The sequence below is a fragment of the Nitrospirillum amazonense genome (genome assembly GCF_007828035.1).
Classification (GTDB): domain Bacteria; phylum Pseudomonadota; class Alphaproteobacteria; order Azospirillales; family Azospirillaceae; genus Nitrospirillum; species Nitrospirillum amazonense.
In genome coordinates this window covers 476,401-498,980 of sequence record NZ_VITV01000003.1, presented here as the reverse complement: position 1 = coordinate 498,980, position 22,580 = coordinate 476,401, and the positions used below count along the sequence as shown (strand labels likewise).

At 69.2% G+C, this 22,580-nt stretch carries 20 protein-coding genes; 11 read left to right on the top strand and 9 right to left on the bottom strand.

Going from position 1 to position 22,580, the window contains the following annotated elements; genetic code table 11:
- Positions 1-3 precede the first annotated feature (3 nt).
- The 3 genes from FBZ87_RS10110 to FBZ87_RS10100 form a co-directional block, all read right to left on the bottom strand.
- A complete protein-coding gene (locus tag FBZ87_RS10110; protein ID WP_145610193.1) occupies positions 4-723 on the bottom strand; it encodes a glycosyltransferase family 2 protein in 720 nt (239 codons plus the stop codon).
- A gap of 209 nt (positions 724-932) precedes the next feature.
- Positions 933-1,604 carry a bifunctional nicotinamidase/pyrazinamidase gene (pncA, locus tag FBZ87_RS10105; RefSeq protein ID WP_145610192.1) on the bottom strand — a complete coding sequence of 224 codons (672 nt, stop codon included), beginning with the start codon at positions 1,602-1,604 and terminating at the stop codon, positions 933-935.
- 213 nt (positions 1,605-1,817) lie between these two features.
- Entirely contained in the window at positions 1,818-4,973 is a 3,156-nt protein-coding gene (locus FBZ87_RS10100) for a ribonuclease E/G (RefSeq protein ID WP_145610191.1), read from the bottom strand.
- Positions 4,974-5,693: 720 nt separating this feature from the next.
- Here FBZ87_RS10100 and FBZ87_RS10095 point away from each other — a divergent pair.
- Both FBZ87_RS10095 and FBZ87_RS10090 read left to right on the top strand, forming a co-directional pair.
- Entirely contained in the window at positions 5,694-7,058 is a 1,365-nt protein-coding gene (locus FBZ87_RS10095; RefSeq protein ID WP_145610190.1) for an N-acetylmuramoyl-L-alanine amidase, read from the top strand.
- 159 nt (positions 7,059-7,217) lie between these two features.
- Positions 7,218-9,671, top strand: coding sequence for a penicillin-binding protein 1A (locus tag FBZ87_RS10090; RefSeq protein ID WP_246134327.1), 2,454 nt, complete (start codon positions 7,218-7,220; stop codon positions 9,669-9,671).
- Positions 9,672-9,741: 70 nt separating this feature from the next.
- Here the strand turns inward: FBZ87_RS10090 and FBZ87_RS10085 are convergent, their stop codons facing one another.
- Positions 9,742-10,548 (bottom strand): SDR family NAD(P)-dependent oxidoreductase, encoded by an 807-nt coding sequence (locus FBZ87_RS10085; protein ID WP_145610189.1) that lies wholly within the window; start codon positions 10,546-10,548, stop codon positions 9,742-9,744.
- Positions 10,549-10,697: 149 nt separating this feature from the next.
- Here FBZ87_RS10085 and FBZ87_RS10080 point away from each other — a divergent pair, with 149 nt between their 5' ends.
- Both FBZ87_RS10080 and FBZ87_RS10075 read left to right on the top strand, forming a co-directional pair.
- Positions 10,698-11,636, top strand: a complete 939-nt coding sequence (locus FBZ87_RS10080) for a GlxA family transcriptional regulator (RefSeq protein ID WP_145610188.1) — start codon at positions 10,698-10,700, stop codon at positions 11,634-11,636.
- Positions 11,637-11,718: 82 nt separating this feature from the next.
- Positions 11,719-12,600, top strand: coding sequence for a hypothetical protein (locus tag FBZ87_RS10075; RefSeq protein WP_145610187.1), 882 nt, complete (start codon positions 11,719-11,721; stop codon positions 12,598-12,600).
- 9 nt (positions 12,601-12,609) lie between these two features.
- Here the strand turns inward: FBZ87_RS10075 and FBZ87_RS10070 are convergent, their stop codons facing one another.
- Positions 12,610-13,047 (bottom strand): MarR family winged helix-turn-helix transcriptional regulator, encoded by a 438-nt coding sequence (locus FBZ87_RS10070; RefSeq protein ID WP_145610186.1) that lies wholly within the window; start codon positions 13,045-13,047, stop codon positions 12,610-12,612.
- Between the two features lie 114 nt (positions 13,048-13,161).
- On the opposite strand from FBZ87_RS10070, the gene FBZ87_RS10065 reads away from it, so the two are divergent.
- The 5 genes from FBZ87_RS10065 (at position 13,162) to FBZ87_RS10045 (ending at position 17,072) form a co-directional block, all read left to right on the top strand.
- Positions 13,162-14,586 (top strand): MATE family efflux transporter, encoded by a 1,425-nt coding sequence (locus FBZ87_RS10065; RefSeq protein WP_145610185.1) that lies wholly within the window; start codon positions 13,162-13,164, stop codon positions 14,584-14,586.
- 282 nt (positions 14,587-14,868) lie between these two features.
- The gene (locus tag FBZ87_RS10060; RefSeq protein WP_040847170.1) at positions 14,869-15,051 is read left to right on the top strand and encodes a DUF1843 domain-containing protein; all 183 of its coding nucleotides are present in this window, start codon (positions 14,869-14,871) and stop codon (positions 15,049-15,051) included.
- A gap of 60 nt (positions 15,052-15,111) precedes the next feature.
- Positions 15,112-15,291, top strand: coding sequence for a DUF1843 domain-containing protein (locus FBZ87_RS10055; protein WP_145610184.1), 180 nt, complete (start codon positions 15,112-15,114; stop codon positions 15,289-15,291).
- A gap of 29 nt (positions 15,292-15,320) precedes the next feature.
- Complete coding sequence (locus FBZ87_RS10050) at positions 15,321-15,503, top strand: DUF1843 domain-containing protein (protein WP_145610183.1); 183 nt, start codon at positions 15,321-15,323, stop codon at positions 15,501-15,503.
- 78 nt (positions 15,504-15,581) lie between these two features.
- Positions 15,582-17,072: a GDL motif peptide-associated radical SAM/SPASM maturase gene (locus tag FBZ87_RS10045; protein ID WP_145610182.1), complete on the top strand. Its 1,491-nt coding sequence runs from the start codon at positions 15,582-15,584 to the stop codon at positions 17,070-17,072.
- A gap of 4 nt (positions 17,073-17,076) precedes the next feature.
- On the opposite strand, the gene gmk is transcribed toward FBZ87_RS10045, so the two are convergent.
- Entirely contained in the window at positions 17,077-17,739 is a 663-nt protein-coding gene (gene gmk, locus FBZ87_RS10040) for a guanylate kinase (RefSeq protein WP_145610451.1), read from the bottom strand.
- 26 nt (positions 17,740-17,765) lie between these two features.
- Positions 17,766-18,635, bottom strand: coding sequence for a YicC/YloC family endoribonuclease (locus FBZ87_RS10035; protein ID WP_145610450.1), 870 nt, complete (start codon positions 18,633-18,635; stop codon positions 17,766-17,768).
- 248 nt (positions 18,636-18,883) lie between these two features.
- On the opposite strand from FBZ87_RS10035, the gene FBZ87_RS10030 reads away from it, so the two are divergent.
- Entirely contained in the window at positions 18,884-19,660 is a 777-nt protein-coding gene (locus FBZ87_RS10030; RefSeq protein WP_145610181.1) for an SDR family NAD(P)-dependent oxidoreductase, read from the top strand.
- Here the strand turns inward: FBZ87_RS10030 and FBZ87_RS10025 are convergent.
- The gene (locus FBZ87_RS10025) at positions 19,657-20,874 is read right to left on the bottom strand and encodes an aminotransferase class V-fold PLP-dependent enzyme (RefSeq protein WP_211106909.1); all 1,218 of its coding nucleotides are present in this window, start codon (positions 20,872-20,874) and stop codon (positions 19,657-19,659) included. The two genes, FBZ87_RS10030 and FBZ87_RS10025, sit on opposite strands and share 4 nt — an antisense overlap.
- Before the next feature lie 5 nt (positions 20,875-20,879).
- Entirely contained in the window at positions 20,880-21,338 is a 459-nt protein-coding gene (locus FBZ87_RS10020) for a RidA family protein (RefSeq protein ID WP_145610180.1), read from the bottom strand.
- Between the two features lie 137 nt (positions 21,339-21,475).
- On the opposite strand from FBZ87_RS10020, the gene gcvA reads away from it, so the two are divergent.
- Positions 21,476-22,459: a transcriptional regulator GcvA gene (gene gcvA, locus FBZ87_RS10015; RefSeq protein ID WP_145610179.1), complete on the top strand. Its 984-nt coding sequence runs from the start codon at positions 21,476-21,478 to the stop codon at positions 22,457-22,459.
- The last annotated feature ends 121 nt before the right edge of the window (positions 22,460-22,580 follow it).

The window sequence follows — 22,580 nt, the reverse complement described above, 5'->3', positions numbered from 1 at the left end:
GGGTCAGACCTCCCGAACCGTGCCGGGCATGGTGTTCCGCCGCAGCATCCACAGCATGCCCAAGAGGTCGAAGAAGCCGACGAAGGCGCGGCCGATGTTGGTGTACTTGGACCGGCCGGCATGGCGCTTGCGGTCATTGATGGGCACGTTGGCCATCTTCCAGCCGCTGTAGGTCGCGACCGTGGGGATGAAGCGGTGCACGGCGTCGAACTGCGGCAGTTCCAGCATGGCCGCGCGGTGGACCAGCTTGAAGCCGCAGCCCGTGTCGGGGCATCCGTCGCGCAGCAGGGCGCGGCGGATGCCGTTGCCCAGGCGCGAGGTGATCTTCTTGGCCAGGGTGTCGTCGCGGCGGCGGCGGATGCCGCACACCACCTTCACCTCCGCGTCCCGTTCCACCGCCGCCAGCATGGGCGCGATATCGCGAGGATCGTTCTGCATGTCGCCGTCGACCATCATGATCCAGTCGGTCTTGGCGGCATGGCAGCCCGTGCGGATGGCGCGGCTTTTGCCCGCCCGCTTGCCGTGGCGCACGACGCGCACGAAAGGATACTTGGCCTTGGCCTGCTGCAGCTCATCCGGCGTGCCGTCCGTGCTGCCATCGTCAACGAACAGAACCTCATAGTCCCCGGGGTAGGGAGCGACGGCTTGCAGTTCTTCCAGCAGCGGCAGGATGTTCCCCTGCTCGTTCAGGACGGAAATCAGGATGGTGTAGCGCAAACCCATCACCTCGGGGCACGAAGGGCATAAAAATGGACCGGGCCGCCGCCTGGCGAAGGCGGTCCGGATCATTTGGGCCAGAAAGCTACAGATTGCCGCCAGCGTCAACAAGGGCGGCCTTGTCCCGCCGGCCGCATAGGGCAGGGGTGCCCTGCGGCGGGGCGCCTTGAACGGCGCCGCCCCCGGGGTCTCGCGGCGTGTGAGGGATGGGTTGGTCAGGCCACCGAGGCCAGAGGGGGAGCCAGCGGGGTACCCAGGGCCAGGACGTCGGCGACGCTGACGCTGCGCACGCCGGCCGCCATCCAGTCACGGCGGGCGGCGGTGAGCGAGCCGTGCAGGTCGATGGCGCGGCAGGCGTCCTCCACGATCAAGGCCTCGAAGCCCAGGCGGGCGGCGTCGGTGGCGGAGTAGGCCACGCAATAATCCGTGGCCAGCCCGGCCAGGTAGACGCGGTGGATGCCGCGTTCCCGCAAGGCGCCGGCCAAGCCCGTCGGCGTCACCCTGTCGTTCTCAAAAAAGGCGGAATAGCTGTCGATGTGGGGGCGGAAGCCCTTGCGCACCACCAGCTGCGCCTTCTCCACCGCCGGCGCCAGCCCGGGGTGGAACGCAGCACCGGCGGAGCCCTGGACGCAATGGTCGGGCCAGAGCATCTGCGGGCCGTAGGGCATTTGCACCATGTCATAGGGCCGATGCCCGGGATGGGCGCTGGCGAAGGAGCGATGGCCGGCCGGATGCCAGTCCTGGGTCAGGATCACGGTGTTGAAATGGGCCGCCAAGTCGTTGGCCGGCCCCACCACTGCGTCGCCGTCCTTAACCGCCAGGGCGCCCCCGGGACAGAAGTCATTCTGAATATCAATCAGGATCAAGGCATCGGTGTCAGTGTGCATGAGGACGACCTAGCGTTAAAAAGGGCGATTTCCGCGAGAAGGGCGTGTCGCGGGATGGCGTTCAGTGAACATCGTGCCCAAAGGCGCCGTCGCCTTCACACGGGAGAGCCATTCACTGAAACACATCGTACATGAAAAAACCCTCCCGAACCGCAGTTCGGGAGGGCTGATTCTTTTAGGATTATGGCACTAGGCCCTCTGTCCAGCAGGGGCTTACTTCAGGATACGGTTCCACCAGCCCTTCTTGGGCTGTTCCACCACCGGGTTCAGCTCCACCGAGGGGTGGATTGCCGGGGTGGCGGTCTCGGCGGGCGTGGCCTCGGCCGCGGGCTCCACCACCACCGGCTCGGCCACCGCCGTGTCGGCTATGGGCGCGTCAGCTACAGGCGCTTCGACCGGGGCTGCCTCAGCGACCAGAGCATCCGCCGGGGCGTCCACGGGGGCGGCCTTTTTGCGGCTGCGGGTGGCGCGCTTGGGCTTGGCCGGAGCCTCCTCCGCGACCGGCTCGGCGGCCGGGACCGCTTCGACCGGGGCAGCCTCAGCCACCGGAACCTCGGCGGCGGGAGCCTCCTCCGCCACCGGTGCGGCCTTTTTGCGGCTGCGGGTGGCGCGCTTGGGCTTGGCCGGAACCTCCTCCGCGACCGGCTCGGCGGCGGGGGCCGCTTCGACCGGGGCGGCCTCGGCCACCGGAGCTTCGACGGCCGGCGCGTTCACCGGGATGGCGTCGGCGGGGATCGTCTCCACCGGCTCGGTGGCGGGCACAGGCACGGCCTCGCCTTCGGGCGATATGGTCACGCCCTCGGCATCGACAGAGTCCTCGCCCTCGGCACCAGCCTCTTGATCCTCACCCTCGGCGGCGCCCTCGACACCGTGACGGCCGCGACGGCGGCCGCCGCGCTTGCCGCGCCGGCGCTTCTTGCGCTCGCCATTGGCGTCATCGCCCTCGGCCGTTTCCACAGATTCGGCACCTTCGCCATCGGCATCCTCGCCAACGGCCAGGTCGGCCTCCTCGGCGACGGGCTCACCCTCCTCGGCCGCGTCCACGGCCTGCGGCGCGCCCTCGTACCGGTCCTGACCACCGCCACGGCGGCGGCGGCGGCGGCGGCGGCGGTCATGGCCATTGCCTTCGCCGTTGGCGGCTTCGGCCGTGGTCTCTTCGACCTCGTCTTCAGTGACCTCGTCCTCCACCTCGTCCACGTGCTCCAGCGCACGATCGGTCTCGGCGTAGATGCGCTCGGCGCTCACGGCGGCGGCGGGCTGGTCGTCAGCGGCCGTGCGGGCGCGGATGCGTTCCAGACGATGGTCCGGCGGTACCAGGCTGTCGTCGGTCGAGAGGAAGACGCGCAGGCCATAGCGGCGCTCGATGGCCGTCAAGGCGTCGCGCTTCTGGTTCAGGATGTACAGCGTGACCGAGCTGGCGGCCGTCACCGTGATTTCGGTGGAACGGCGGCGGATGCCCTCATCCTCAATGGCGCGCAGGACGGCCAGGGCGGCACTTTCCAGCGACCGCACCATGCCGGTGCCTTCGCAGTGGGGGCAGCGCTCGAAGTTGATTTCCTGCAGCGACGGGCGCAGTCGCTGGCGCGACAGCTCCATCAGGCCGAAGGGCGAGATGCGGCCCAGCTGGATGCGCGCCCGGTCGGCCTTCATCGCCTCCTTCAGGCGCTTCTCGACGGCGGCGTTGTTGCGGCCGTCCTCCATGTCGATGAAGTCGATGACGATCAGGCCGGCCAGGTCACGCAGGCGCAGCTGGCGGGCCACCTCCTCGGCGGCCTCCAGGTTGGTGCGCAGCGCCGTCTCCTCGATGTTCCGCTCCTTGGTGGCGCGGCCGGAGTTGACGTCGATGGCGACCAGGGCTTCCGTCTGGTTGATGACGATGTACCCACCGGAGCGCAGCTGCACCACCGGGTTGAACATGGCGTCGATCTGGTTTTCCACCTGGAAGCGGTGGAACAGCGGAATGTCATCCGTGTACGGCTGGATCTTCTTGGCGTGGCTGGGCATCAGCATGCGCATGAAGTCCTTGGCGGTGCGGTAGCCCGCAGCGCCCTCCACATGCACCTCGTCGATGTCGCTGGCGTACAGGTCGCGGATGGACCGCTTGATGAGGTTCGCTTCCTCGTAGATTAGCGCCGGAGCCACCGCTTGCATGGTCTGCTCGCGGATGTTGTCCCACAGGCGCATCAGGTACTCGAGGTCGCGCTTGATCTCCTGCTTGGACCGTTCCATGCCTGCGGTGCGCAGGATGACGGCCATGCCTTTCGGGATGTCCAGCTCCTCCAGCAACTCCTTCAGGCGCTTGCGATCCTGGGGGTTGGTGATCTTGCGGCTGATGCCGCCGCCCCGGGGAGTGTTGGGCATCAGGACGCAGTAGCGGCCGGGCAGGGAAAGGTAGGTGGTCAGGGCCGCACCCTTGGTGCCGCGCTCTTCCTTCGTCACCTGCACCAGCAGGATCTGCCGGCGGCGGATGACTTCCTGAATCTTGTAGGAGCGCAGCGAGCGCGGACGGCGGCGTTCCTCGCCCTCCTCGTCGGCGTGCGCGGCCTCGCCATGGTGGCCGTTCTCCTGCGGGGCGCGATCCCCGCCGCGATCGTTACGGCCGCGACGGCCCCGGCGGCCGCGGTGACGGCGGCGATCGCCGCCCTGGCGGGCGTTCTCGCCTTCGGTCGCCTCACCGTCGGCGGCCTCGCCCTCTTCACCCTCGTCACCGTCTTCGGCGTCTTCCTCGGTGTCGCCTTCGGTGAATTCGGCGCCCTCGGTGAACTCGGCCGTCTCGCCATCGGCGTCGCCGGTGGCGGCGTGCTCCGCCGGCAGCTCCTCGGTGATGTAGGGCTGCTCGATGGTCAGGGGCTGGGCCGGGGGCACATAGGCGTCTTCCGGATGACCCTCCGGCACCACCAGGTCGGTGGCCACGGTCTCATGCGCGCCGACCTCGTCGGCCACCGCTTCATAAGCGGCGGCGGGGGCGGTCTCGCCTTCCTCATAGCTCACGGCGGAGGCGCCGGCTTCCAGCAGGGGCGGATGCTCGGCCGCGTGCAGGGCCTCCTCCTCCTCGTGCTCCATCGCCTCGCGCTCGCGCTCCAGCTCCTCCTGCTCACGCAGCAGGGCTTCGCGGTCGGCGACCGGGATGCGGTAGTAGTCGGGATGGATTTCAGAGAAGGCGAGGAAGCCGTGGCGGTTGCCGCCGTATTCCACGAAAGCCGCCTGCAGCGACGGCTCCACCCGGATCACCTTGGCAAGATAGATATTGCCCTTCAGCTGCTTCCGGCTGGCGATTTCGAAATCAAGCTCGTCCAGCTTGTTACCATTGACCACGACGACCCGGGTCTGCTCCGGATGCGTGGCGTCGACAAGCATACGCTTGGCCATTTTTTATCCTCATGGCACAGAGACGGCCGGCCCGCGCGACGAACGGGCTGACCGGTGTGCCACCGTTTAGTGCCGAAGCATCGGGTCCCCATCGCCGCCAAGGAAAGAACACCCCGAAACGGCGCTTCCAGGAAGCGGCCAGCGGGGGGGCGGGCGACAGGGACCTGGCGCCGGCCCAGACTTTCAAAGGGGCCAGCGCCGGCTTCGTGGTTTCACAGGACCGAGCATCCTTCCAGGCGTCACACCCACGGATCGCATCACAGCGGACTTGGCTGGCTGCGGCACGAAACCCGGGGGCGACGCCCCCGCCCCGGGGAGGGGCGGGCCAGGATACTGGTTGTCGCGAATTCAAGATAAACACGGGGTGGCCCATACTACAATGAAAGAATCACAGCCCGTGGAGTGTGCCCCTCGGGGTGGAAACGGGGCAGGTCATGACGCGTGTGCCGCTTGCAGCAGGCGCCGGGCCGGTGCCGGCGCCCCTCCGGCGCCACCTATCCGTCGTTTCTTAGACAAGATCTCATGATCATGCTTGAAGCGGTTGATTCAAGGGCGGTATAAGGCCGGGTGCTGAGCCCGTCTCGTTCTGTTTCGGGGGGATGTGTCTTGTCCGCCTTTGGGCGTCGACACCGTTTGTTCTGGGGGCACCGGGGGACGCGGCGCGCGGCCCTGGCCGGGACCCTGGCGGGCACCCTCAGCCTGATATCCGCAGTCATTCCCATGACGGTCTCCGCCGGCAGCCTGGGCACCATCGACATGGCCCAGGCCCAGGTGGCGCAGGCGCAGGTGCTGCGCGTGCCATCCGCGCCCAAGCGCAGCGCGGTGCTGGCCGTGCGCCTGGGTCTGCAGGGCGATGAGACCCGCTTCGTCCTGGAGATGAGCGAGCGCACCGATTACCGCGTGGCCACCTCGGTCAGCCCGACGCAGGTGGTCATCGACCTGCCGTCGGTCAATTGGCAGGCGGCGCTGCCCGGGGCCGGCCGGGGCTTGGTCAAGGCCGTTCGCATGACCAGCAGCCTGACCGGGTCGGCCCAGGTGGTGCTGGAGACGGACGGCCCGGTGCGCGTGGCCAACGCCGATTTCCTGCCGGCGCGTGACGGTCATCCGCCGCGCCTGGTGCTGGACCTGGCCCACGGCGACCTGGGCAGCCTGATGGCGGCCGTCGCCGGCCCGTCCGTGCCGCCAGCGCCCCGCACCGAGGAGAAGGCCGTCGCCGTCCTGCCGGAGGCGCCGCCTGCTGGCGTACCGTCCGTGGGGGCGGCCGTGGTGCCCGCCGCCAGCCGGGTAGGCGCCTTGCCAGCCCTGCCGACCGATCCGCCGCCCCTGCCCAAGGCGGGGCCGGTGGTGATGGTGCCGCCGGCGCCGGGTGCCAAGCCCACCCTGCGCGACCGCACGCCCCTGATCGTGCTGGATCCCGGTCACGGCGGCGATGATCCGGGGGCGACATCCGTCACCGGCGCCTATGAGAAGGACATCACGCTGGCCATGGCCCGGGCGGTGGCCCGCGCGCTGGAGGCCACCGGCCGCTATCGCGTGGCGCTGACCCGGGACAGCGACGTCTTCATCCCCCTGCGCGAGCGGCCCGGGAAGGCGCGGGCGCTGGGTGCCGACCTGTTCATCTCCCTGCATGCCGACATCGTGGTGGGACGGCCGGTGCGTGGCCTGTCGGTCTACACTCTGTCGGACAAGGCCACCGATCGCGAGGCCGACATGCTGGCCCAGCGCGAAAACCGGTCCGACGCCATCGTCGGCATGGACCTGGCGGACCAGAGCGCGCAGGTGGCCAGCATCCTGATCGACCTGGCGCAGCGCGACACCCGCAACCAGTCCCGGCGCCTGGCCAATCTTGTGGTGGAATCGGTGGGGCGCGACATCGCGCTGTTGAACTCGCCCCTGCGTTCCGCCGGTTTCGCCGTGCTGACCGCGCCCGACGTACCGGCCATTCTGGTGGAGATGGGGTACCTCTCCCATCCCACCGATGCCCGCCTGCTGGCCTCGGACAGCCACCGCCGCCGCTTCGCCGCCGACCTGGTGCGTGCCATAGACGGCTATTTTGGGCCGCGCCGGGCCGCCTCCCGCAAATAGGGCCCGCAAATAAGCCACACTCGGCGCGACAGGCTGTCGCCGCCAGTCGTGCGCCTGGGGCATGCGCGCCGCCGCCGCCCGGACGGCGACAGGGCGGGCGCTTCCTGCTAGGGTGCCGCCGTCTTTCGGTCTTATCGCCTGCGGGTGTCGGTCGGTTCCATGCGCATTCTCGTCAAGCTGTTGGTCGTGTTGTTGATTCTGGCGGGCGCCGGCTGCGTCGGCCTCTACCTGGGCTATCGCCATTACGCGGCCGACCTGCCGGACTATCACCAGCTGGTGGACTACCAGCCGCCCACCGCCACGCGGGTGCAGGCCGGCGACGGCCGCCTGATCGCGGAGTTCGCGGCCGAGCGGCGCGTGTTCGTGCCCATCAGCCTGATCCCCAAGCGCGTGCGCCAGGCCTTCGTCTCGGCCGAGGACCAGAACTTTTACCAGCATGGCGGCGTGGACTGGCTGGCTATCGCCCGCGCCATGGCCACCAACGTGGAGCGCGTGGGGCAGGATCGGCGGCCCATCGGCGCCAGCACCATCACCCAGCAGGTGACGCGCCTGTTCCTGCTGAACAACGAGGTCAGCTATGTCCGCAAGATCAAGGAGGCCATCCTCTCCTACCGGATCGAGGACGCCCTGTCCAAGGACCGCATCCTTGAGCTGTACCTGAACGAGATTTTCCTGGGCAACCGCGCCTTCGGCGTGGCGGCCGCGGCCCTGAACTACTTCAACAAGTCGCTGGATGAGCTGACGGTGGATGAGGCGGCCTTCCTGGCCAGCCTGCCCAAGGCGCCGGATCGCTATTACCGCGACCGCTTCCATGACGCCGCCATCGCCCGCCGCAACTACGTGCTGGGCCGCATGGCGGAGGATGGCTACATCACCGCGGCCGAGGCCAAGGAGGCGCAAGGCCGTCCCCTGACCTTCCGCGACCGCCATTCCGAGGGCCAGGTCGATGCCGACTACTTCGTGGAGGAGGTTCGGCGCGAGCTGTTGTCGGTCTACGGCGAGTCCAAGCTGTATGAGGGCGGCCTGTCCATCCGCACCACCCTGGATCCCAAGCTGCAGCAGGCGGCGGTGGAGGCCCTGCGCCATGGGCTGGAGGCGTTCGATCGCCGCAAGGGCTGGCGCGGCCCGGTGGCCCATCTGGACGGCCCGGCCAACTGGCAGGACCAGCTGGCCAAGGCGACCCTTCCGGCCGGTGGCGAACGCTGGCAGCTGGCCGTGGTGCTGAAGGCCGATGGGGAAGAGGCCGCCATTGGCCTGAAGGACGGCAGCCAGGGCAAGCTGCTGCCGGCCGACGTGCGCTGGGCCAAGCGGGCCAACGCGCTGACGCCCGGCGACCTGATCATGGTCGATGCCGCGATGTCGGAGGCCAAGCCGGCGGCGAAGGGCCAGAAGGCGGAGGAGCCGGCGCCCATTCCCGGCGTCTACGCCCTGCGCCAGATTCCCGAGCTGCAAGGCGCCGTGGTGGCCATGGACCCGCGCACCGGCCGCGTCCTGGCCATGAGCGGCGGCTTCAGCGCCCGCATCAGCGCCTTCAACCGTGCCACGCAGGCCAACCGCCAGCCGGGCTCCGCCTTCAAGCCCTTCGTCTACCTGGCGGCGCTGGACCGGGGCTTCACTCCCTCCAGCCTGGTGCTGGACGCGCCCTTCTCGCTGGAACAGGGGGCGGGGCAGGAGAAGTGGCGGCCCAGCAACTACACCGACCAGTTCTACGGCCCTACGCCGCTGCGGGTGGGCATCGAGAAGTCGCGCAACGTCATGACGGTGCGCCTGGCGCAGAACATCGGCATGCCGGCGGTGGTGAACGAGGCCAAGCTGTTCGGCATCAGCGACCACCTGGCGCCGGAACTGTCCATGGCCCTGGGTGCTGGCGAGACCACGGTGCTGAAGCTGACCACCGCCTACGCCATGCTGGACAACGGCGGCAAGCGCATCACCCCCACCTTCGTCGACCGGGTGCAGGACGCCGCCGGCAAGACCATCTACCGCCACGACCAGCGCGCCTGCGACGGCTGCCAGCTGACGCCGGGCTCCATCGCCCCCACCGCTGATGTCGGCGCGGTGCCGGACGTGCCCGACACGCGCGAGCAGATCGAGGATCCCCGCACCGTCTACCAGATCGTCAACATCCTGCAGGGCGTGGTTGATCGCGGCACGGCGGCGGCGCTGCGCGTGCTGGGCAAGACCCTGGCGGGCAAGACCGGCACCACCAACGACAGCCAGGACGCCTGGTTCGTTGGCTTCTCCCCCGATCTGGTGTTCGGCGTTTTCACCGGCTATGACCAGCCGCGCTCCCTGGGCGACCATGAGACGGGCGCCTCGGTGGCCGTTCCCATCTTCAAGGAGTTCATGGAGACGGCGCTGGCCGACAAGCCCTCGCTGCCCTTCCGCGTGCCGCCCGGCGTGCGCCTGGTGCGCGTGAACCCCGAGACCGGCCGCCTGGCCGAGCCCGGCGACCGCAAGGCCATCTGGGAAGCCTTCATCCCCGGCACGGAACCCAAGGGCGGCGAAGGCGTGCTGGACGGTGGCGACGGCGGCAGCGTCTGGGTGCAGGCCACCCCGGCGGCGCAACAGCAGAGCACGCAGATGGGGACGGGAACGGGGACCGTTTATTGAGTATGCCTCAGGTGTGAACAAACGGGCCGCCCCGGCGATGGAGCGGCCCGTTTCATTTCGTACGCTAAACTTACGCGGCCGGCTTCAGGCGGGCGGCGGCGCTGGAGTGGGACAGGTTGGGCCTCAGCTTCTGGCGGGCGTCTTCATAGGCCTGCCAGTCGGCCGGGTCAGGCAGGGCCGGGATGGTGATCAGCTCGCCCTGGTCCAGGCCGACGAGGGACGCATCCACCATCTCCTCCGCCGACATCACCCATTCCTGCGGGAGGTTGTCGGCCGGCACGCCGGCCACGTCCCAGAATTCCGTCCGCGTGGCCCCGGGCAGCACGGCCTGGACACGGAGGCCCTTGCCCGCCAGCTCATGATGCAGAGATTGAGTGAATGCCACGACGAAGGCCTTGGTGCCGCCGTAGGTGCCGTTCATCAGCTCCGGCACGATGCCAACGACGGAGGCGATGTTGATGACCAGGCCGCCACCCCGCGCCACCAGACCGGGGACCGCGGCGTAGGTCAGGCGGGTCAGGGCCGTGACGTTCAACTGGATCATCGCCTCCATGGCGTCCACGTTGCCCTCCAGCAGCGGGGCGGTTGCCCCCACGCCGGCATTATTGACGAGGGCGGTGATGCTGCGGTCTTCCCGCAGGCGGGCTTCGACGGCGCGCAGGTCGGCCGGCTTGGTCAGGTCGGCCGCCAGCACCTCCACTTTGCGCCCGGTCTCGGCCGCCAGGCGCTGGGCGTGGCTCTCCAGCCGGGCGGCGTTGCGCGCCACCAGGATGAGGTCATAGCCGCGGCGGGCCAGGCGGTCGGCGTAGATGGCGCCGATGCCGGAGGAGGCGCCGGTGACGACGGCGGTGCCCTTGGAGGAAGAAATGGTGCTCATGATCCGGTTCCCTTGTGTATGGGCCGGCGGGGCGCCGGCGTTGACAAGGGGAGAATACGAGCGCACGGTCGTGGCCTGAATGTCATTGATGCCACCTTTTAGGACATCATATTCGGCAGGGTGTTGCCGGCAGTGTGTTGGAGGTCGCCATGCGGCGCGTTGGTCTCGTTGTCTTCCCCGGTTTCCAGATTCTGGACCTGGTAGTGGTCACCGTATTCGAGGTGGCGAACGTCATCGCCGGGCGCGCCATCTATGATGTGCACCTGGTGTCGGAGACGGGCGGCCTGGTCGTCAGCTCCGCCGGGGTGGCCGTCGACAGCCGCGCCCCGGACGAGTTGGCCTATGATACGCTGATGGTGGCCGGGCAGATGGAGGTCACGCCGACGTCGCCTGGGCTGGTGGACCTGGTCCGGGACGCTGCCCGTGTTTCCCGCCGCACGGCCAGTGTTTGTACCGGCGCCTTTATCCTGGCTGAGGCCGGCCTGTTGGAGGGCCGGCGGGCCACCACCCACTGGGTCTATGCTCGCACGCTGCAGCGGGATTTTCCCGCGGTGCGTATGGATGAGGACTGCATCTTCATCCAGGACGGACCCATCTGGACCTCCGCCGGCATGACCGCCGCGATCGACCTGTCGCTGGCCCTGGTGGAGGCTGACCTGGGCGTGGAGATATCGCGGGCCGTGGCGCGCAAGATGGTGGTCTATCACCGCCGTCCGGGCGGGCAGTCCCAGTTCTCCGCCCTGCTGGAACTGGAGCCCCGGTCGGACCGCATCCAGAAGGCGCTGCGCTATGCGCGGGAGAACCTGACGGCGGATCTGTCGGTGGAGCGGCTGGCGGAGGTGGCGAACCTCAGCCCCCGGCAGTTCAGCCGCGCCTTCCATGCCGAAACCGGCCAGTCGCCGGCCAAAGCGGTGGAGAACTTGCGGCTGGAGGCCGCGCGCGTGCTGATGGAGGAGGGGCGCCACCCCATCGAGATCATCGTGCGCGAGACCGGCTTTGGCGATCGTGAGCGCATGCGCCGCGCTTTCCTGCGCGCCTTTGGCCAGCCGCCCCAGGCCTTCCAGAGGATGGCGCGGCTCAGCGCCTGATTAAAAAGTATTTTAATCGGTCATCGGCTGAGGGCGATGTATACGGGGAAATATAACGAAAATCCCGTAGGAAGTCCTCATCATGATCCGTCACACCGCCGTCGGCGCTGTGGTGTCAAGTTTGCTTGTCTTAGGCGCGCTGGCTGGCTCGGCGCATGCAGCAGGCACCGATGCCATCAGCGATTACTTCGACAATTGGTACACCCGCGTGGACCAAGCCCAGTCGACCCAGCCCAGCTGGGTGACACCCCTGGTCACGGTGACCCCGCGGCTGGAGCAGGAATTCCGCTTCGACCAGACCAACCAGTACCAGGGCACCGGCGCCATGGTTCGCAACTATGGCGGCGGCAAAGGTCTGGAATTGATCCCCTCCGCCACCACCGAGGTGGTGCTGAACATCCCGCCCTATCAGGTGCGCAGCAACGTCAAGCCGGTGCAGGGCTTCGGGGATGACCCCGTGCTGCTGGTGAAGCAGCGCCTGCTGTCCGCCAATGCGGCGCAAGGCGACTACATCGTCACGGCCTTCCTGGGCTTCCAGGCGCCCACCGGCATCAAGGCCTTCACCAACGACGCCTGGCTGGTGACGCCGACGCTGGCCGCCGGCAAGGGCTTCGGCCGCTTCGACGTGCAGGGCACCCTGGGCGTGGCCATCCCCATGGCGCATGAGAACACCATCGGCACGGCGGTGGCCACCAACGTCACCTTCCAGTACCACCTGGACGACTATTTCTGGCCGGAGCTGGAGGTGAACGATACCTACTGGTCCGGCGGCCTGCGCGACGGCAAGAACCAGGTGCTGCTGACCCCTGGTATCATCTTCGGCCGCTTCCCGCTGGGCGGCCATTCCAAGGCCAACTTCGGCTTCGGTTACCAGTTCGCCGTTTCGCCCAGCCTGCAGCGGGAGCCGGCGCTGACCCCGACCCTGGACCACGCCTGGGTCTTCACCGGCCGCGTCTCGTTCTAGGCGGGCCGGTCAGATTGGGATGCTCAGGCCGCCCAGTGTTTGGCGCAGGGCGGCCGTCTCGTCCTCGCCATTGGCCGCCTCGAATTCCCGCTGGGCTTCCCGCCATAGGGGGGTGCCGGCGCGCAGGGCCTCGCGGCCCTTGTCGGTCAGGGTAATCTCATGGCTGCGCCGGTCGGTGGGGCAGGGGGTGGTCTGGATCAGGCCCTCCCGCTCCAGCGGGCGCAAATTCTTGCCGGTGGTGGTGCGGTCCAGATCCAGACGCGCCGCCATCTCGTTCACCGACAGCGTGCCGGCCTCGTACACCATCGCCAGCATCGAGAACTGCGTTATGCGCAGACCGGCAGGCGCCAGCTTGGCGTCATAGAAATTGGTCATCCGCCGCGCCGCCCGTCGTAGGGCGCCGCAGTTGCAATGGGCGACGCCGTCGCGCTGCTGGTCGAAACTCATTCCGCTCTCCTTCCGCCGCTGTTTTATCAGGCGCTGGCGCACCGCGCCAGATAGGAGTATATGCTTCTATTTAAGAGCATATCCGCCTATTTCATCCAGACGGGGACGAGAATCATGACCACCGACATCGGCACGGCGCCGGCGGAGACCTTATCCGGGGCCGGGGAAGGCGCCCGGGTGGAGGCCAAGCCGGTGCCCCCCGCCCGCCACGCCCTGCTGCACGAGCCGATCGTGCCGACCATGCTGCGTCTGGCCCTGCCCACCATCGTGGTGCTGGTCATCCAGACGGCCGTCGGCGTGGCGGAGACGTATTATGTCAGCGCGCTGGGCACGGACGCCCTGGTGGGGGCGGCCCTGGTGTTGCCGGTGTCCATGCTGATGACCATGGTGGCGGCCGGCGGTATCGGCGGCGGCGTGGCGGCGGCGGTATCACGTGCCATGGGGGCGGGACGGGTGCGCGATGCCAACGCCCTGGTGTTCCACGCCCTGGTCCTGGCCATCGCCTTCGGCCTGGTCTTCACCCTGGCCCTGCGGCTGGGCGGGCCGGCGCTGTATCGAACGCTGGGCGGCACCGGCGGGGCGCTGGACGCGGCGCTGTCCTATTCCGGCTGGCTGTTCGCCGGCGCCATTCCGGTCTGGATCATCAACCTCATGTCGGCCGTGCTGCGCGGCATCGGCAATGTGCGGGTGCCGGCGCTGGTCACCCTGGTGGGGGCGGCGGTCATGATCCCGCTGTCGCCCTTCCTGATCTTCGGCATCGGGCCCATTCACGGCTTCGGTGTCGCCGGCGCCGGTATGGCGGTCAGCGGCTATTACACCGTGGCGGCGCTGGTGCTGCTGGCCTATATGGTGCGCGGCCGGTCGGGCCTGGTCCTGCGCCGGGTGCCGCTGGAGGGGCGGCTGTTCCGGGACATCCTGGGCGTGGGCATCGTCTCGGCCCTCAGCGCCTTGCAACTGAACCTGATCACCCTCCTGGTGACCGGCGCCGTCGGCCGCTTCGGGACGGAGGCGCTGGCCGGCTTCGGCATGGGCTCTCGCCTCGACTACCTGCTGATCCCGCTGCTGTTCGGCCTGGGTACGGCGGTGCTGACCTTGGTGGGCACAGCCATGGGAGCGGGCAACCAGGCCCGAGCGCGCCGTGTCGCCTGGATCGGCGCCCTGATGGGGGCCGCGGTGACGGAGATGATTGGCTTGGCCGTGGCGCTGTGGCCGTCCGCCTGGGTTGACCTGTTCAGCCACGACCCCGCCGTGTTGGCCCATGGCGCCCATTACCTGCGCACGGTGGGGCCGGTTTATGGCGCTGTGGGCCTGACCTTCATCCTTGGCTTCGCCTCTCAGGGCGGTGGCCGACCCCTGTGGGCTTTCCTGGCGGGTACGCTGCGCCTGATTGTCGCGGCGGGGTTGGGGTGGCTGGCGGTGGGTTTGGGCGCCGGCCTCGACATTTTGTTCAGCCTGGTGGCCGCGGCATCCCTGGCCTCCGCCGCGCTGTGTGTTGCCGCCACCCTCAGCGGCGCCATCTGGCGGCCGGGGCGGGAGTGATTCCATAAAGTTGTATTAACTGCATATTGCAATCATTTAAGTTGACTCCCGGGCGGCCTCGGGCCAGAAAAGTTCGGCCAAGACAACGAAGCCGTGGCCTGACCATCCTGCCGCTCGGGAGGCGGCGCCCAGACGCTGGACCCGCCCCCCGGTCCGCAGGGACCGTGCTGTTTTTGACCATTCGATGATGTCAGGTCCCCGCCCCCGGGCGGGGCGGTCGCACCCGCGCGCCTTCCGCGACCCTTCGAAAACAGTGGCCCTTTCAAAACAGTGGGGAAAACAATGACGATCATCCAGCCCTATGGCGTTGCCATCACCCAGGCCATCGCGAGCGGCGACCTGGAGGAAATGAAGCGGGCCAAGGCCCTGGCCGAGGACCATGTCCAGCGCTACGGCGATATCCCGACGCTGCTGACGCACCTGAAGGCGGCCATCGCCAAGCTCGAGGCCGGCAAGACGCCCTGATCCCGCCAGCCGGGACGGGGCCTTTTCATATCCGAAACCACAACTTATGAGGGAAATATCATGAGCCACATTCCCCTTTACGCCGTCGCCGCCACCCAGGCCATCGCCAAGGGCGACCTGGCGCACCTGAAGAGCCTGCACGCCGAGGCCGAGAAGCACCTGCAGGAATACGGCGACGTCGCCACCGTGCTGCAGCTGCTGAAGGTGGAAATCGCCAAGGCCGAGGCCGGCAAGCACTAATCCCAAGCGCCAAACCCGGGAGGAAAACCATGTCATCCCTTCACGTCCTTTACGGCGTTGCCATCACCGACGCCATCGCCAAGGGCGACCTGGCGGAGCTGAAGAAGCTGGCCGCCGAGGCCGAGGCGCATGTGCGGCAGTACGGCGACGTCCCCACCCTGCTGACGCACCTGAAGCTGGAGATCGCCAAGGCCGAGGCACGCAAGCCCTGAGCCCGGTGCCGTCTTGAGGCCGGCCGGCGCTTTCGGGTGCCGGCCGCTTTCCCGCCTATTTTTCAAGGAACCCGCCCCATGGACACCAGCGCGTCCGCCCTGCCACCATCCCAGGAGGCGCCCGTCCGCTTCCGCCGAATGGAGGACCACCACAACCTGGTGCCGGTGCATGTGGTGTGGGAAATCACGCTGGCCTGCAACCTGAAGTGCCAGCACTGCGGCTCCCGCGCCGGCCGGCCGCGCGCCGATGAGCTGACGACGGCGGAGGCGCTGGACCTGGTGGACCAGCTGGCGGCCCTCGGCACGCGGGAGATGACCCTAATCGGGGGGGAGGCGTATCTGCGCCGCGACTGGATCGACATCGTGCGACGCTGCCGCGAGCATGGTATGCGCACCGCCATCCAGACCGGCGCCCGCAACCTGACAGACGCCCGCCTGGACCAGGCGGTGGAGGCGGGCCTGCAGGGATTGGGCGTCTCCATCGACGGCCTGCCGGAGTTGCACGACCGGGTGCGCGGTGTCCCCGGCTCCTACGACCAGGCCATCAGCGCGCTGCGCCGGGCCAAGGTGCTGGGCCTGGACGTGTCGGTCAACACCCAGATCGGGCCGGAGACGCCGGCCCATCTGCCGGACCTGATGGACCGCATCATCGAAGCGGGTGCCACCCATTGGCAGATCCAGCTGACCGTGGCCATGGGCAACGCCGTCGACAACCCCGACCTGCTGTTGCAGCCCTATCAGCTGATCGACGTCATGCCGCTGCTGGCCCGCCTGTACCAGGAGGGGGTGGAGCGCGGGCTGCTGATGATCGTGGGCAACAACATCGGCTATTTCGGCCCCTATGAGCGCATGTGGCGCGGCTATGGCGACGAGACCATGCACTGGACCGGCTGCGCGGCCGGCCAGACCACCATCGGCATCGAGGCCGACGGCACCATCAAGGGCTGCCCCTCGCTGGCCACCTCGCTCTATTCCGCCGGCCATGTGCGCGACATGACGGTAGAGGACATCTGGCGCCATACGGAGCGCATCAGCTTCGGCCGCCTGCGCTCGGTGGAGGAGATGTGGGGCTATTGCCGCACCTGCTACTACGCCGACGCCTGCCGCGCCGGTTGCACCTGGACATCCGAATCGCTGCTGGGCCGCCGGGGCAACAACCCCTATTGCCACCACCGGGTGCTGGACCTGGCCAAGCACGGCCTGCGCGAGCGGGTGGTGAAGGTGAAGGAGGCGCCGCCGGAAAGCTTCGCCATCGGTGAATTCGCCCTGATCACCGAGGCCATCCCGGGCGTGACGGACGCCCCACCCCTGCCGGCGCACAACCCGGCCCAGGTACACATCCACCCCCGCGAACGCGCGGCGGGCGGCGGCACCACCCCGCCGAAGCTGGACGTCTGCCGGGGCTGCGACCAGTACATCTGGCCGCATGAAGAGACCTGCCCCCATTGCGGCTCAGACGTGGCCGCCGAGGCCGCCCGCCACGCGGAGGACACCGCCCGGCGCCGCGCCCTGATCGATCAGGCCAAACGCTTCCTGGCGGGGGTGCGGGCGGCGAGCGTGGCGGAGTAAGGGCTCACACCCCCGCCTGCAGGCCCTTCACGAACTCCGACAGGCCCACCTGGCGGCGGCGCACCAGGCGTTCGGCGGTCAGGATGGCGTGGGCCTTGGCGACGGAGCTGTCCACGTCGTTGTTGATGATGACGTAGTCGTACTCGGCCCAGTGGCTCATCTCGTTGGCCGCCTTGCTCATGCGCTTGGCGATCTCGGCCTGGCTGTCCTGGGCGCGGCTAGTCAGGCGGCGTTCCAGTTCGCGGGCCGACGGCGGCAGGATGAAGATGCTGACCAGATCGTCGCGGGCCTTTTCCTTCAGCTGCTGCGTGCCCTGCCAGTCGATGTCGAACAGCACGTCGCGGCCGCCGGCCAGCGCCTGCTCCACCGGCTCGCGCGGGGTGCCGTAGTAGTTGTCGAAGACCTTGGCGTATTCCAGCAGCTTGCCCTGGTTCACCATCAGGTCGAACTCGGTGAGGCTGGTGAAGTGGTAGTCCACGCCGGCCACCTCGCCCGGCCGCTTGGCGCGGGTGGTGGCGGAGACCGACATGGTCAGCTCATCGTCCTGCTCCAGCAGACGGCGGGCGATGGTGGTCTTGCCGGCGCCGGACGGCGACGACAGCACCAGCATCAGGCCGCGGCGGTGCATGTAGGGGGGCAGGGCGGGGGACGGGGCGTCGGCGGTCATGGGCGTACTCACTAGGGGGGGCGTGCTCATTCGATATTCTGGACCTGTTCGCGGAACTGCTCGATCGTGGCCTTCAAGGACAGACCGATGCGGGTCAATTCCACGTCGGCGGACTTGGAACAGAGGGTGTTGGCCTCACGGTTGAATTCCTGGCACAGGAAGTCCAGGCGCCGGCCCACGGCGGCCCCCTCGGCCAGCATGTCGCGGGCCTGGGCGATATGGGCGCGCAGCCGGTCCAGTTCCTCCTGCACGTCGGCCTTGGCGATCAGCAGGGCCGCCTCCTGGGCCAGTCGTTCCTCCGGCAGGGCCGGCACGGCGTCCAGCAGGGCCTGCACCTGGGTCTTCAGCTTGTCCCGGAGTGTCGCGGGCTGCAGCGCGGCGGTGCTGGCGGCGGCCTCGGTCAGCGACGCGATCTCATCCAGGTGGCCGGTCAGTACCGCGTGCAGGCGGGCACCCTCGGCGGCGCGGGCGCTGGCCAGGGCCAGGATGGCCTGCGTCACGGTCTTACCGATGGCAGCCTCAAGTTCCGCCCGTTCTTCCGGCTGTTCCGTCTCCTCGCCCGTGTCGATGACGCCGCGTACGGACAGCAGGGCGTCGATGCGGGGCGGGGCGGCGCCCGCCCCCTCGATCTCCCGCGCCAGTTCCAGCACCTGGGCCAGGAACTCGCGGTTCAGGCGCAGCGGCGCGGCGGCGGCAGTGCGGTTGACGGTCAGGTTCAGGGTGACGTTGCCGCGGCGGATCAGGCGGTTCACCTCCGCGCGGGCCAGGGCCTCGATGGCGTCGAAGCCGGAGGGCTGGCGGGTGCGCAGGTCCAGCGCGCGGCCGTTGACGCTCTTCACCTCGACGATCCACGAGGTGCCGCCGGCGGCACCTTCCGCGCGGGCGAAGCCGGTCATGCTGGCGAGGGGGGAAGTCTTGCTCAAAGGGCGGGTCCAAGGGAAGGAGGAGGGCGACAGGGACGCAATCTCCGCCGCGCTGCCGGCTGGACCGGCGGCGAGACATGCTGCATCGTCTTGAGGCTAGGGTTATAGCCCGTGGCGGCGGCGACAAACAAGCAAGGCCCGGGGGTGGGCCGGTTGCGGTAAGTGCGTGGCCCCATTGATGATGCGGGCTCCACCACGAGGACAATAGAGGGGGACGGGCGGTGCAGTCGCCGAACAGCATTCTGATCACCGGCGCGTCAAGCGGCATTGGCGAGGCCCTGGCCTTGGCCTATGCGGTACGTGGGCGTCAGCTGTGGCTGACCGGCCGTGATTCGGCGCGGCTGGACGCGGTGGCCGACGCCGCGCGCGCCAAGGGCGCCCGGGTGACGGCGGCCACGCTGGACGTGCTGGACCGCCAGGCGCTGGCCGACTGGATCATTGCCGCCGACAACGGCGTGCCCATCGACCTCGCCATCGCCAACGCCGGCATCTCCGGCGGCACCGGCGGCGGCGGCGCCGCCACCTCGGGTGAGACGGAGGAGCAGGCGCGCCGCATCCTGGCCGTGAACATCGAGGGCGTGCTGAACACCGTCCACCCCCTGATCCCCCGCATGGTCGCGCGCAAGCGCGGGCAACTGGCGCTGATGTCCTCGCTGGCCGCCTTCCGCGGCATGCCGGGGGCGCCCGCCTACTGTGCTTCCAAGGCGGCGGTGCGGTCATATGGCGAGGGCCTGCGGGGGGAACTGATGGGCAAGGGGGTGCAGGTCAACGTCATCTGCCCCGGCTTCGTGCGCAGCCGCATGACGGCGGTGAACAGCTTCCCCATGCCCTTCCTGATGGACGCGGACAAGGCCGCGCGCATCGTCGTGCGGGGCTTGGCCGCCAACCGGGCGCGCATCGCCTTCCCCTGGCCCACCTATGCTGTATCCTGGCTGCTGGGTGTTCTGCCCCCGGGCCTAACCGACGCCCTGCTGGCCCAGGCCCCGCGCAAGGTTTAGGGCGCCAGTCTGGCGATGGCGTCGGCCAGGCGGTCCAACTCAGCCTCCGTCGTCAGATAGCTCAGGGACGCGCGGGCGATTTCCGTCAGGCCCCGCGCTGTCATGTCCAGCGGCGTGTAGGGCACGCCGTTGGCGCCCAGGGTCAGGCCCTGGTCCATCAGCCGGGCGCGCACCGCCGAGCCGGCCAGGCCTTCCACCGTGAAGGACACCAGGCCGCTGCGCGTTTCCGGATCGCCGATGTCGCGCACAGTGACGCCGGGGATGGCGTCCAGTCGTCCGCGCAGGCCTTGCGCCAGATGGTGGATGCGGGCGCGGATGTGGTCGATGCCAAGAGCCAGAGCTTGCTCCAAGGCGTTGCCCAGGCCCAGCAGCAGGGCCACCGAGGCCTCCGACGATTCCAGGCGGCGGGCGTCATCGCGGGGCGACACCGGGCCATGGTCTGCCCCCCAATGCGTGGCCCAGGGCGAGGACTGCACGTCCAGCCAGGCCGGCGTGACCTTGTCCAGGAAATCGCGGCGGACATACAGCAGGGCGGTGCCGCGTGGCCCCCGCAGGTGCTTGCGCCCCGGTGCCTTCAGCATGTCGCAGCCCAGCACCCGCACGTCCACGGGGATTTGCCCCACCACCTGGGCGGCGTCGATGACATAGGGGATGCCGGCGGCGCGGGTCACCCGGCCCACCGCCGCCGCGTCATTGACCAGGCCGCCATTGGCCGCCCCCCAGGTCAGGCTGACCAGCCGCACGCGGTCGTCGATCAGGCCGGCCAGGGCCTCGGCGTCCACCCGGCCGTCCTCCAGGCTGGGAATCACCTCCACTCCGGCGCCGGCGCGGGCGGCTTTGTCGCGCAGGGTGGTCAGGTTGCCGCCCCATTCCTGGCGGCCAACCAGAACGCGGTCACCGGGGCGCAAGGGCGGCAGGCTGGCGATGGCGGTGCCCCAGGCGGCGGATCCGCCGGTGGCGAAGGCGATTTCCTCCGGGGTGGCGTTCAGCAGGGTGGCCGCCGCCGCGCGCGTCCGCGCCACGCCGTCCGCCGCCATCACCGCCGCCTCCATGGGGCCGACCTCGGCCTCCAGGGCCAGATGATCGGTGATGGCCGCCAGGGTGCGGCGGGAGGACAGGCTGGCGCCGGCGTGGTTGAAGTGCACGCGGGGGCCAGCGCAGCCGGGCGTATCGGCGCGCAGCGCTTCGATCAGGGTGTCGCTCAGGACAGGCATGGGGATCACTCCGCCAATTCGATGATGGCCTCGACCTCCACCGCCGCGCCGCGCGGCAGGGCGGCGGTGCCGACGGCGGATCGGGCGTGGCGCCCGGCTTCGCCGAACACGGCCACCATCAGGTCCGACGCGCCGTTGGCCACCAGCGGCTGTTGGGTGAAGTCCGATGCGCTGGCGACGAAGACGGTCAGCTTGACCACCTGGCGCACCTTGGCCAGGTCGTCGCCCGCCGCCTTGGCGATATGGGCGATGACGTTCAGGGCTGCGGCCTGGGCCGCCCGCACGCCATCCTCCACCGCGACCTGGTCCCCCAGCTGGCCCTGGGCGCCCGCCGGATCGATCTGCCCCGCCACGAACAGCAAGGGCCCCACCCGGGTGGTGGAGACATAGTTGGCGGCGGGGCTGGAGGGCTGCGGCAGGGTCAGGCCCAGGGACTGGACCTTTCCGGCGATCGAGACGGGCATGGCGCGGCATTCCTTGACGGCGGAATTCAATAATGTGGCGCCAGGATGCCCGCCGACAACGCTCGCCGCCAATTCAAAGGGGCACGGGGGAGTGATCGATCTGGCTCATGGGTCGGTCGCAGGTTACAGTCCGGTCCATGCGCCTGTCCCCCATCCTGCCGCCCCTGCCGGCCCTGCGCGCCTTCGAGGCGGCCGGCCGGCTGCTCAGCTTTCGCCAGGCGGGGGAGGAACTGCTGATCACCCAGAGCGCCGTCAGCCACCACATCCGCCAACTGGAGGACAGCCTGGGCGTGCCCCTGTTCCTCCGCCACGCCCGGGGCGTGACCTTGACGGAGGCCGGCGCCCAATATCTGGCGGCGGTGCGCCAGGCCTTCGGCCTGATCGCGGAGGCCACGCGCGACGTGCGGGCCCATGCAACGCGCCAGACGCTGCGGGTCAGCATGGTCCCGTCCTTCGCCGCCAACTGGCTGGTGCCGCGCCTGGACCGCTTTGCCGCCGCCCACCCGGACATCGACCTGGTCCTGGACCCCACGCTGCGCAAGGTGGACGTGCCGAATGGCGAGGCCGACATCGGCATCCGCTATGGCGCGGGGCCGGAGGCCGGTGACGGCTTGGCGGGCCGGTTGCTGCACATGGACCGCCTGGCACCCGTGGCCGCACCCGCCCTTCTGCGGCGCGGGCCGCCGCTCCGGGCGCCACGTGACCTTCTTGCCCATCCGCTGCTGTTTACCATCCGCCCGCTGGAGTGGCGGGTGTGGGCGGCGGCGGCGGGCGTGGAGTTGCAGGCGGCCCGCACCGTGCAGCTCACCGACTACAACATCGTGCTGCAGGCGGCGGTGGAGGCGCAGGGCATCGCCATGGGCCGGGCTCTGTTGGTCCAGGATCGCGTGCGGGCCGGCACGTTGGTGTCGTTGTTCCCGGAGGTGGTGGTGGAGACGCCCCAGGTGGCCCACTGGCTGGTCTGGGCATCGGCGCGGGCGCCGACGCCGGCCATGACGGCCTTCACCGACTGGGTCGTGGCGGCGGTGGCTGATGCCGCCCCGGCCGCCTCCGGCGGCATGCTTGATGTCGCCCTGGCCGCCTCTGGCGGCATGCTTGATGTCGGGGGAAACGGTCTCTAGACTGCAAACATAAGTCGTGGTGGTCCTGCGACGATCTTGGGGTGCTCTGTCCACTGCCTGGGCGTCTTGGGGTTGGTTGGGGAACAGGCTCCTTGGCATCACATGCAGATGGTCGACCGGA

Excerpts from the sequence above, each read along its gene's own strand:
- FBZ87_RS10110 (WP_145610193.1), bottom strand. The coding sequence starts at position 723 with ATGGGTTTGCGCTACACCATCCTGATTTCCGTCCTGAACGAGCAGGGG.
- pncA (WP_145610192.1), bottom strand. The coding sequence starts at position 1,604 with ATGCACACTGACACCGATGCCTTGATCCTGATTGATATTCAGAATGAC.
- FBZ87_RS10100 (WP_145610191.1), bottom strand. The coding sequence starts at position 4,973 with ATGGCCAAGCGTATGCTTGTCGACGCCACGCATCCGGAGCAGACCCGG.
- FBZ87_RS10095 (WP_145610190.1), top strand. The coding sequence starts at position 5,694 with ATGACGGTCTCCGCCGGCAGCCTGGGCACCATCGACATGGCCCAGGCC.
- FBZ87_RS10090 (WP_246134327.1), top strand. The coding sequence starts at position 7,218 with ATGCGCATTCTCGTCAAGCTGTTGGTCGTGTTGTTGATTCTGGCGGGC.
- FBZ87_RS10085 (WP_145610189.1), bottom strand. The coding sequence starts at position 10,548 with ATGAGCACCATTTCTTCCTCCAAGGGCACCGCCGTCGTCACCGGCGCC.
- FBZ87_RS10080 (WP_145610188.1), top strand. The coding sequence starts at position 10,698 with ATGCGGCGCGTTGGTCTCGTTGTCTTCCCCGGTTTCCAGATTCTGGAC.
- FBZ87_RS10075 (WP_145610187.1), top strand. The coding sequence starts at position 11,719 with ATGATCCGTCACACCGCCGTCGGCGCTGTGGTGTCAAGTTTGCTTGTC.
- FBZ87_RS10070 (WP_145610186.1), bottom strand. The coding sequence starts at position 13,047 with ATGAGTTTCGACCAGCAGCGCGACGGCGTCGCCCATTGCAACTGCGGC.
- FBZ87_RS10065 (WP_145610185.1), top strand. The coding sequence starts at position 13,162 with ATGACCACCGACATCGGCACGGCGCCGGCGGAGACCTTATCCGGGGCC.
- FBZ87_RS10060 (WP_040847170.1), top strand. The coding sequence starts at position 14,869 with ATGACGATCATCCAGCCCTATGGCGTTGCCATCACCCAGGCCATCGCG.
- FBZ87_RS10055 (WP_145610184.1), top strand. The coding sequence starts at position 15,112 with ATGAGCCACATTCCCCTTTACGCCGTCGCCGCCACCCAGGCCATCGCC.
- FBZ87_RS10050 (WP_145610183.1), top strand. The coding sequence starts at position 15,321 with ATGTCATCCCTTCACGTCCTTTACGGCGTTGCCATCACCGACGCCATC.
- FBZ87_RS10045 (WP_145610182.1), top strand. The coding sequence starts at position 15,582 with ATGGACACCAGCGCGTCCGCCCTGCCACCATCCCAGGAGGCGCCCGTC.
- gmk (WP_145610451.1), bottom strand. The coding sequence starts at position 17,739 with ATGACCGCCGACGCCCCGTCCCCCGCCCTGCCCCCCTACATGCACCGC.
- FBZ87_RS10035 (WP_145610450.1), bottom strand. The coding sequence starts at position 18,635 with ATGACCGGCTTCGCCCGCGCGGAAGGTGCCGCCGGCGGCACCTCGTGG.
- FBZ87_RS10025 (WP_211106909.1), bottom strand. The coding sequence starts at position 20,874 with ATGCCTGTCCTGAGCGACACCCTGATCGAAGCGCTGCGCGCCGATACG.
- FBZ87_RS10020 (WP_145610180.1), bottom strand. The coding sequence starts at position 21,338 with ATGCCCGTCTCGATCGCCGGAAAGGTCCAGTCCCTGGGCCTGACCCTG.
- gcvA (WP_145610179.1), top strand. The coding sequence starts at position 21,476 with ATGCGCCTGTCCCCCATCCTGCCGCCCCTGCCGGCCCTGCGCGCCTTC.